This is a genomic window from Sulfolobales archaeon, assembly GCA_038881635.1.
Classification (GTDB): Archaea; Thermoproteota; Thermoprotei_A; order Sulfolobales; family AG1; genus WYEN01.
Window position 1 is genome coordinate 1 of the sequence record JAVZPJ010000014.1, and the last position, 8,947, is coordinate 8,947.

The 8,947-nt window shown below is 40.4% G+C and carries 9 protein-coding genes and 2 tRNA genes; 5 read left to right on the forward strand and 6 right to left on the reverse strand.

Annotated elements, in window-relative coordinates; genetic code table 11:
- Positions 1 to 197 precede the first annotated feature (197 nt).
- Together QXS89_06975 and QXS89_06980 are read right to left on the reverse strand one after the other, a co-directional pair.
- Positions 198 to 282, reverse strand: a tRNA-Leu gene (locus tag QXS89_06975).
- A 150-nt stretch (positions 283 to 432) separates the two neighbouring features.
- A complete protein-coding gene (locus QXS89_06980) occupies positions 433 to 1,101 on the reverse strand; it encodes a restriction endonuclease (protein ID MEM3831918.1) in 669 nt (222 codons plus the stop codon).
- Positions 1,102 to 1,202: 101 nt separating this feature from the next.
- Here QXS89_06980 and hsp20 point away from each other — a divergent pair, with 101 nt between their 5' ends.
- Positions 1,203 to 1,736, forward strand: a complete 534-nt coding sequence (hsp20, locus tag QXS89_06985) for an archaeal heat shock protein Hsp20 (GenBank protein MEM3831919.1) — start codon at positions 1,203 to 1,205, stop codon at positions 1,734 to 1,736.
- A 21-nt stretch (positions 1,737 to 1,757) separates the two neighbouring features.
- On the opposite strand, the gene tpiA is transcribed toward hsp20, so the two are convergent.
- From tpiA to lysS, 4 genes are all read right to left on the reverse strand, one after another.
- Positions 1,758 to 2,429 (reverse strand): triose-phosphate isomerase, encoded by a 672-nt coding sequence (gene tpiA / locus QXS89_06990; GenBank protein MEM3831920.1) that lies wholly within the window; start codon positions 2,427 to 2,429, stop codon positions 1,758 to 1,760.
- A 28-nt stretch (positions 2,430 to 2,457) separates the two neighbouring features.
- Positions 2,458 to 3,627: a fructose-1,6-bisphosphate aldolase/phosphatase gene (fbp, locus tag QXS89_06995; GenBank protein ID MEM3831921.1), complete on the reverse strand. Its 1,170-nt coding sequence runs from the start codon at positions 3,625 to 3,627 to the stop codon at positions 2,458 to 2,460.
- Positions 3,628 to 3,756: 129 nt separating this feature from the next.
- Positions 3,757 to 4,545: a thioredoxin family protein gene (locus QXS89_07000; GenBank protein ID MEM3831922.1), complete on the reverse strand. Its 789-nt coding sequence runs from the start codon at positions 4,543 to 4,545 to the stop codon at positions 3,757 to 3,759.
- 163 nt (positions 4,546 to 4,708) lie between these two features.
- Positions 4,709 to 6,259 (reverse strand): lysine--tRNA ligase, encoded by a 1,551-nt coding sequence (gene lysS / locus QXS89_07005; protein ID MEM3831923.1) that lies wholly within the window; start codon positions 6,257 to 6,259, stop codon positions 4,709 to 4,711.
- 43 nt (positions 6,260 to 6,302) lie between these two features.
- On the opposite strand from lysS, the gene QXS89_07010 reads away from it, so the two are divergent.
- From QXS89_07010 to QXS89_07025, 4 genes are all read left to right on the forward strand, one after another.
- A complete protein-coding gene (locus tag QXS89_07010; GenBank protein MEM3831924.1) occupies positions 6,303 to 7,058 on the forward strand; it encodes a 5-formyltetrahydrofolate cyclo-ligase in 756 nt (251 codons plus the stop codon).
- Position 7,059: 1 nt separating this feature from the next.
- Positions 7,060 to 8,475 carry a nucleotide sugar dehydrogenase gene (locus tag QXS89_07015; protein ID MEM3831925.1) on the forward strand — a complete coding sequence of 472 codons (1,416 nt, stop codon included), beginning with the start codon at positions 7,060 to 7,062 and terminating at the stop codon, positions 8,473 to 8,475.
- The gene (locus tag QXS89_07020; GenBank protein ID MEM3831926.1) at positions 8,441 to 8,860 is read left to right on the forward strand and encodes a hypothetical protein; all 420 of its coding nucleotides are present in this window, start codon (positions 8,441 to 8,443) and stop codon (positions 8,858 to 8,860) included. Before QXS89_07015 ends, QXS89_07020 begins: the two co-directional genes overlap by 35 nt.
- 5 nt (positions 8,861 to 8,865) lie before the next feature.
- Positions 8,866 to 8,940 (forward strand) — tRNA-Arg (locus tag QXS89_07025).
- Positions 8,941 to 8,947 lie beyond the last annotated feature (7 nt).

The window sequence follows — 8,947 nt, forward strand, 5'->3', positions numbered from 1 at the left end:
AACCCATTGATCTGAGAGTGAGTGGGATACCTCTCATCAGATTTTTCAAAGAATATCTCATCCTACCATCCTATACCCTATAAGCTGTCATCTTATAAAAACTAAGGAACAGGTAGAGTATGAGCTCTCTAAACGAGATCCCAAGCTGATAATGAGAAGACCATTAGAAATGAGCTGGCCTTCTAGCGAAGGAAGTATGCGGGGGGTGGGATTTGAACCCACGCAGGCCTACGCCATCGGGTCCTGAGCCCGACCCCTTTGACCTGGCTCGGGCACCCCCGCCCAATATCTATCTATTTTAAGAACTTATAGTCTTTGTTCTCTGATGTCTTCTCTTATGTTATCTTGTCTGAGGTCTTGATGCTTGGATATGTGTTTAGGGTTTTAGAGAGGATCGGGGGTGGTTGGGCAACTGTTTATGTTTGATCCTCTTTATATGCATGTTCTTTTGAGTGGTTTTAGCTCTAGTTCGCTTATGTAGTATTCTAGGTTGTTCATGAGATCTCTGAAGCGTGTTATGGGGGTTACTAGAACGTTTTCACCGATCTTTCTAGATGAGATTTCCTTCAGAGTTACTATCATAGGGATTACTAGGTGTTCTCCTTTTAATCTTGGATTTATTCTTAGAATGTATATGCATCTCTGGAATAATCTGTTGATTCTCTCTATAAGGTTTTCAGCTACTTCTGCTAGTATACTTTCTCTACTTCTTCTCCAATGCTTGCAGTCTATAACGAGTAGTATTCTTCTCTGGAGATCCACTCCTATGATGTCGATCTCAAAACCTCTAGGTGGTGGAGCTCTCAGGTTTCTTATGACATCAAAACCATATTTTCTGAGAAGCTCTTGTACAAATCCTTCGAAATCGCTCCAGCTGAGATAATCGCTCACTCTCTCGGCATCTCCTCCTAGTTCTATGTATTTCATAGCTAGATCTAGTCTTCTCAGATTTTCCTCGGAGAGGATTATATTGTTCTTCTCAAGAATATTGATAAGATGATTCTTGGGAATACTATATCTTCTAGATACTATGTCCAAGCCTTCTAATCCGTGTACGAGTATGCTGAGTATAGCTTCTCTAGCTAGCGTCTGTTCTCTCATACTCTCTACATTACATACTTATCTATCTAATAAAAGATCGTGGGATCTGTTAAAAATATAATCTACATGGATAGCAATAATATTATTGGGGGGATAGGATTATGAGTTATAGACGTAGGAGAAGCATATTTGATATATTTGATGAGTTTTTCAGAGAGATAGAAGAGGAAATGAATGAGTTTATAAGAAAATGGGAGAGTTTCGATATCGAGAGAGAGCTTCCTAAAGATGTTAAGAAGAAGAGCTACTACTACGGCTTCAGAATAACTATAGGACCTGACGGTGTTCCCAGGGTTGAGACCTTTGGAAATAGAAGACCTATGATTATTGAGGAGGGCAGACCTAGAAGAATTTTATCTGAAGAGATAGAGCCTTTAGTTGATGTGTATGAAGAAGATGATATGATATCTGTGGTTGCAGAGATACCAGGTGTTGAGAAGGATAAGATCAAGGTAAGAGTTGAAGGTAGAAAGCTTTATATTGAGGCTAGTAATGGTAAGAAGTATTATAAGGAGGTAGATCTCCCAGCTGATGTGGATGCTAGCAGTGCTAAGGCTACGTATAAGAATGGTGTTCTAGAGATTAAGCTTAAGAAGACTAAAGGTAGAAAAGGAGAAGAGATTAAAGTAGAGTGATTCGTAGTATTATTGGAAAAATCATTTTTTAAGTGCTCTAACCATTTCCTCAATAACTTTCGAAGGATCTTCTGCAACCATTATTGCGGAGGCTACGAGAACACCCTCAGATCCTAGCTCAACAGCTTTTCTAACATCTTCATAACTTGTAATCCCAGCTCCTGCTAGTACTCTCACGCTTCTATCAATACTTTTAACAGCTTCAACACCTTCTGTTATAACCTCGGGTCTGACCTTAGACACAGCTTTTCCAGTTCCTATAAGTTCTGGAGGTTCTAGAGCTATTGCATCAGGCTTTAGAACAGCTATCAATCTAGCTATCTGTGTATCTTCTGCGCATACCAGGGTTTCAAGACCTATTCTCCTGCTCATCTCGATAACCTTAGCCACATGCCTGAGATCTACTTTCTTCTCGCTGTGATTCACCATAACTCCTCTAACACCTATATCTTTCAAGGCTTCGAGAGGTATGCTTCCGGTGTTAGCTCCATAACCTAGTGGGTCTGCGTGTTGCGCGTATATGGGGAGTCCTATGCTGAGAAGACTTCTTATCTCTGTAAAAGGTGGTATTATTATTACTTCTACATCATACTTCTCACTAGCTTTTTTAGCAGCTTCAGCAATTTTTATCCCGCTAGCTCCATACCCCTGCTTATAATTCTTATAATTTATTGCTAGAACAGGTGTTCTCAATTGCTTCTCCTCTGGATCTTCTATAGAGTTAATCGTGATGAGATAGAAGCTCTGATCTAACCTTAGGCTGTGCTGCTTTTCTCTCTCCGGTTTCTACAAATCTATTCTTAAGCTTCTCAAGTACTTGAGGTAGTGTTGTATACTCCATCTCTTCAGGACCTAGTCTATGTGGCATGAAAGGTCCGTGTCTTCTCATGTAATCTGTTATCATTAGAGCAAGTCTTCTTACCTCATCCCATGCAATGTCGTCGAATAGATCTGCAGGTCCTATAAGTCTTCCATTCTTAACATTAAAGCCTAGTGCAGCAACTCTGGGAGGTCCGTCGAATCTTGTCATCTTAGCATGTCTAAGTCCTACAGGCATTAGAGGTCCGTGATGACTTCCTCTCATCCATCCTGCCACAAGATGTGGGTGTGCGAATGCTTCTAGAACTTCACCTACGGCTGGGAAACCGCTCTGGGTTCTTACTATTGCAACGGGATCGTCTTTTCCTACATATTGTCCTGCTATTAGATTCAATCTCTCAACACTTACTACAGCAGCTATCTCGTTATCACTCTTTCTATAAATTCTTCTCACAATGAATCTTCCGGGAGTTCCTATTAATGCTAGTAAGTCGTATATCTCTTCAGGTGCGTTGAATGTGACTTCTCTGCCTTCGTAGACGTCGAATACCACGAATTTAAAGCCTTCGTGAAGTCTTGGATCTATTACAAGACCTGCTGTTGTAAATGGATCTGCGAAGATCCTGTACATAGGTAGGTTGAAAGCTCCTGGCTCTGTTTTATCAGCCATGAATACTATGAAGGGTTCTGCAGGTCTTTCATAGAATTCCATTTCAGCAACTCCAGGACCCATTCCTCTCACATTACCGCTAAAAGCATCGCTAAGAAGATCCTGTCCTGCGGCGTATAGTCCTAGCTCTTTAGCAACTTTTGTAGCTTCTTTAAAAGCATTCCAAGCAAGTTCGTGGATCTCGCTATTGTCAACTCCTTTCCTGTGAGACATTATCAGCTGGAGGTCGTCTCCAACGTTTGTAACGTAGTAGTCTATTATAACACCCTTCATCTTAGCCTCGGCGAGAACTCTTGATGCTACGGCTATTGTATCTGGATGAACAACATGGTGTCCGGCTAAAGATCCTATGTCTGCTTTTATAACTGATATAGTTGTTTTAATCTTCTCTCCGGCTGACATTAGAACCACCAATGGTAACCTAGTCTTAGAAGGCTAATAAAAACATTAATACAATAGTATATCTATGCAGATCATGTTATTCCAGATAGAAATCGGCAGATCTTTGATATAACCCGATTAAACCCTGTACTACTGTTTACTCTCTTCTTTCTCCTCGATTTCTTTAATAACCTCCTGGATGAGTCTTTTCAGCTCTTTATCTTCAACAGATCTACCTGCTAGAGATGGTTTTGCAGCAGGTTTCTTCTGAGCGATCCTGTATATGCTGTCGAGAAGCTGATCTTCGTAGGGTACGCCTATGAACTCAACTCTCTCATTAATAGCTATAGTAGGTACTGAGCTGACTGCATACTTCTCAGCTATGTCCATATTCTCATAAGCTTCCACTACTATTGAAGTGATATTCTTCTTACCGGCTTTATATGATTCGAATGCTACCATGTTAGCTAGTAGAACTGCGTAGGGGCAGTAAGGACATGAAGGAGTTACAATGGTTTCTATAACTGCTGAGGAGTTGAAGTTCTTTATCTTCTCTATAGTACTACCTTCGAGACCGCTATCTCCCTGGCTGATCCTTATTATAGTCTCTACAAATGCTCTGATCTCTTCACCAGCAGGGATTCCATAGTATCTGATAGAGCCTTCTAGAAGATGTATCGTAGGATATCTATTGATTCTTAGCTTCTTTATGATGTCATCATTCACGCCTTTCCTATAGATCTCTACCTTGAAAAGATTTCTACCATCTCTACTAGGAGATTCCTCGGATATTGTTCTAAGCATTGATATAGTAGCTTCACACCATTCACATTCATCGCTTACAAAAAGCTCTGCTTTTACAAGATCTTTCATGTCTGTAAGAGCTTCTCTAAGAGCAATTCTTTCTTCTTCGTCGAAATCTACTTTAAATCCGTACACAGACAGCACCTTATTATAATGAGGTTGAAAACAAGTTATAAGCTTTCACAGTATCTTGTGATTTAATAGATAAGGCTCGGCTCTTCTGAGGGTTTATAATGCTTTTTATATTCTCATTCTACTTCCTAAGCTGGTCTCGGGATCGTGCTACCATGCTAGGATTCTAATATAGATCTCTGTAGAATTCCAGGAGATCCGGAGCTATCTCTGCTATTGTCATGAAATCCTCTGGTGTTGTGTATGTGAATGGTATCACATCTTTTATCGATGGAAGACCTGAAAGGATCATTATAAGTCTATAGAGTCCTATGCCAACACCTCCTGTTGGTGGCAGGCTGTATTCTAGTGCTCTTATAAAATCTTTATCCATCGGATGAGATTCCATATCTTCTCTTCCAACTTTCTTTCTAAGCTCTTCTTCTTCTTTGAATGCCATATACTGTATGAGTGGATTGTTCAGCTCTGAATATCCGTTAGCTATCTCCATACCCGCTATATAGAGCTCGAATCTCTCAGCGTATTGTGGGTTCTCTCTATAAGGTCTTGCTAGAGGTGATATGTCTCTGGGGAATAATGTTATGAATGTGGGGTTTCTAAGGTTTTTCTCAGCTGTTTTCTCAAAGATCTTTTCTAGAATCTTTCCTTTTCTAGGATCTGATATCTCTATCTCGAGTTCTCTAGCTGTTCTAAGGATCTCTTCATATGATAATCCTCTTACTTTAACTCCAGCTGATTCTATGGCGTCTTCGAGAGAGATCCTCTTCCAAGGTCTTGAGAAGTCTATAACCTCTCTATCTCCTCCTTCTCTTGTGATCTCTAGCTTGTAATCTCCGTATACTTCTTTAATAGATTCAGCTATAAGTTCCTCGGTTAGGTTCATCATATCCTCCCAGTCTCCGAATGCCATGTATGCTTCGAGTTGTATGAACTCGGGGTAGTGTGTTGTATCTATATCTTCATTTCTAAAGCATACTGCTATTTCGTAGACTCTGTGTATTCCTGCGACCACAAGTCTTTTAAGATAGGTTTCTGGAGCTATGCTTAGATAAGCATCTCTATTGAGAGCGTTGATTCTTGTTATGAAAGGTTTTGCTATGGCTCCGCCGTATATGGGCTGGAGTTTCGGTGTGTGAACTTCTATGAAGCCTTTTGAATCAAGTATTCTTCTCATGTTCATCTCGATTCTATAGAGATCTATGATAGCTTTTCTAACTCTCGTGTTAAGCAGTATGTCTAGATATCTCTCTCTATATCTCTGCTCAGGATCTTTGATTCCGAACTCGTGGAATGGTATGGGTCTCCACGTGATTGAGAGGATCTCTATCTCCTCAGCTTGTACTGATATCTCTCCAGCTCTGGTTCTTATGATCCTACCTTTAGCTCCTATGAAATCTCCTTTATCAATTAGATCTATTATCTCTCTATCATTTTCTCTCAGAAGATCTTTTCTAATAACAATCTGGATTCTCCCCGTATGATCGTGGAGGTCTATGAAGATTATCTTTCCATGTCTTCTAATATGCCAGATCCTTCCAGCTACTGAGAGTATATCTCCGCTCTCCTCACCGGGTTTTAGATGTGAGTATCTCTCTTTAATCTCCATAGCTGTTGATGTGGCGTGGTATTTGTAAGCTCTTCTATAGGGATCTCTGTTAAGCTCTTTGAGTCTGAGGATCTTTCTTCTCAGCTCGTTAATCCAGGTTTCTGAGCTCAATGTGTTCCTCCTAATCAATGATTATTAGGTTGAAGGATTTAATATGTTACCAGGGCTTTCATCTATTAAAGCTGTGGATGTTAAGAAGATCAAGGAAGAGATTAGAGAGCAGATCTGGATAACATTAGATGCGAGAGGTGTGGCTAGATTTCCGAAACCTATATTTAATAGGATTCCTAACTTCATAGGAGCTACCACGTCTGCTGTGATCCTATCTCTAGCGGATTTCTTTGAGAGGTCTAGAGTTGTTGAGGTAGGTCCTGACACTCCTCAGTCTTATGTTAGGAGAATTGTTCTTGAGAAAGGTAAGATTCTTGTGGTTCCATCTCCAAGACTTCAGCATGGTTTTATTCTCATAGATCCTGCTAGGTATTCTAGGTCTGAGTATGGTTCTCTGGTTAGTATCAGGAGTTTTATGGAGAAGGGTGAGAAAGTTGATCCTTGGGATCTTCCTAAAATAGATCTTTTTGTAGTAGGGTCTGTAGCTGTGAATTTTAAAGGTGCTAGAGTTGGTAAGGGAGGAGGTTTTTCGGATCTTGAGTATGCTATATTGAGAGAGTTTAATAAGGTTTCGGAGGATACTCCTGTTGTGACTAATGTTCACGAGCTTCAGATAGTAGATATGGAGATACCTATGGAAAAACATGATCTGCCTGTTGATTTCATTGTATCTCAGTCAAGGATTTATAAGACTAAGAGGGTTTATAGAAAGCCTGAGGGTATATACTGGGATCAGCTGAAGATCTCTGAGGAGTTTAGAGATTTTATTGAGAAGATTAGAAGGTATCTAAGGAGGTAACATGAAGATCTATATAGAAGATCTTGAGAAGGCTAGGAGTATAATAAGATCTAGAGATGTGGTTATAGGAGTTGTAGGGCTTGGTAGAGTAGGGCTTGTTGTAGCATCAGCATTTCTATCTAAAGGTTTTAAAGTAGTGGGATTTGATAGAGATCTTGAGAGGATCTATGATGAGCTTAGATTAGGAGGTCATGTTCTGCATCCTGAGAAGAAGGTTAGAGAGATTATAATCAGATCTTATTATGATGGTTTGTTTTCTCTTGCAGAACTTGGTAGAGAGTATGCTGAGAATGTTGATGTGTTTATAGTTATAGTTCCGGTACCTCTCTCCGAGGGTTTTGCAGATCTTAGATTTATTGAGGATGCTTCTAGGAGGATAGGTTCTGTGATGGGTAGAGGTAGTATTGTTATTGTAGAGAGTTCTGTGCCTCCGGGGACTACGAGAGGTTTTGTTAAGAATGTTCTTGAGGAGAGTTCTGGTCTTAGAGCTGGTCGGGATTTTGGTCTTGCTTATAGTCCTGAGAGAGTTTCTATAGGTAGGGCTTTTGATGATCTCGTGTTTAACTATCCGAAGATTGTTGCTGGGTATGATCTTTTATCTCTAGAGATTGTCTCGGAATTATATTCGGAGATCAGCTTGAGAGGGGTTCTCAAGGCTAGTTCTCTTGAGGTTGCGGAGTTGGCGAAGCTTTTCGAGGGGGTTTATAGAGATGTGAATATTGCTCTGGCTAATTCTCTTGCGGAGATTTCAAGATTGTTTGGTGTTGATTTTTGGGAGGTTAGGGAGTTGGCGAATTCGCAGCCTTATTCTAATATTCATGCTCCGGGTACTGGTGTTGGTGGTGTGTGTCTTCCTTATTATCCTTACTTTGTTCTAGGATCTTTGAAGAATTTGGGTGGGGATTGCTGGTGTGCTGAGATTATAAGGCTTTCTAGGTCTATTAATGAGTTTCAGCCTGTGAGAGTTGTTGATATGATTGTTGAGGGTTTGAATGAGCTGGGTTTTAAAGAATCTGATGATCTGAAGATTTCTATTCTGGGTTTGAGTTATAGAGGTGATATTCCTGATTCTAGAGAGTCTCCTACGTATAGGATTGTTAGAGAGTTTATTTCTAGAGGTTTTAGAAGTATTTATGTTCATGATCCATTTATAGAGAGAGATTTATTGCTTGAGGGTTTGGGAGTTGTTTTATCATCAGATCTAGGGTTTGTTTTGAGAGGTTCTAATATAGTGCTGGTATCCACGGATCATAGTATTTATAGAGGTTTTACAACGGATGATATAGTAAGGATCTCGGGTTCTAGATCTATACTTATATTCGATGGTAGAAATGTGATCAAGCTTGGAGAAGGTGTGAGAGATCAAGAGGTTAGATGTTTATATGGAGGGGTTGGGAAGACCTGGGTTAAATGCTAGATCTGAGAGCTCTAGTAAGATCTCTAGAGAAGATCTATGCGGGTTTTCCGAGGAATGCAGAGATCTATGCGGAGATCTCGAGAGAGAATGTAGTGAGATCCTAGAAATACTAGAAAACCCCGAGAGAAGAACTATAAACAGATGTGAGAGCTGCATACTTAGAGAATACCTAGAAGAGAAAGGATTCGAAGCAATGTACTATAAGCATGATGATAGAGAGATAATGTTTGCAAAAATAGAGAGAGTACTAGCAGAACTCAGAGAAGATGGAGGAGAGATAATCCCTCTAGAAAGCCTAAGAGAATACCTAGAAGATCTAGAAAACTTCTCAATATACCCAAGCGAGGTAGCAGAAAGAATAAGAAAATGGATAGAAACAGAATAGATAGAGGGCCCGTCGCCCAGCCAGGATAGGGCGCCGGCCTCCGGAGCCGGAGGACCCGGGTTCAAATCCCGGCGGGCCCGTGATCAT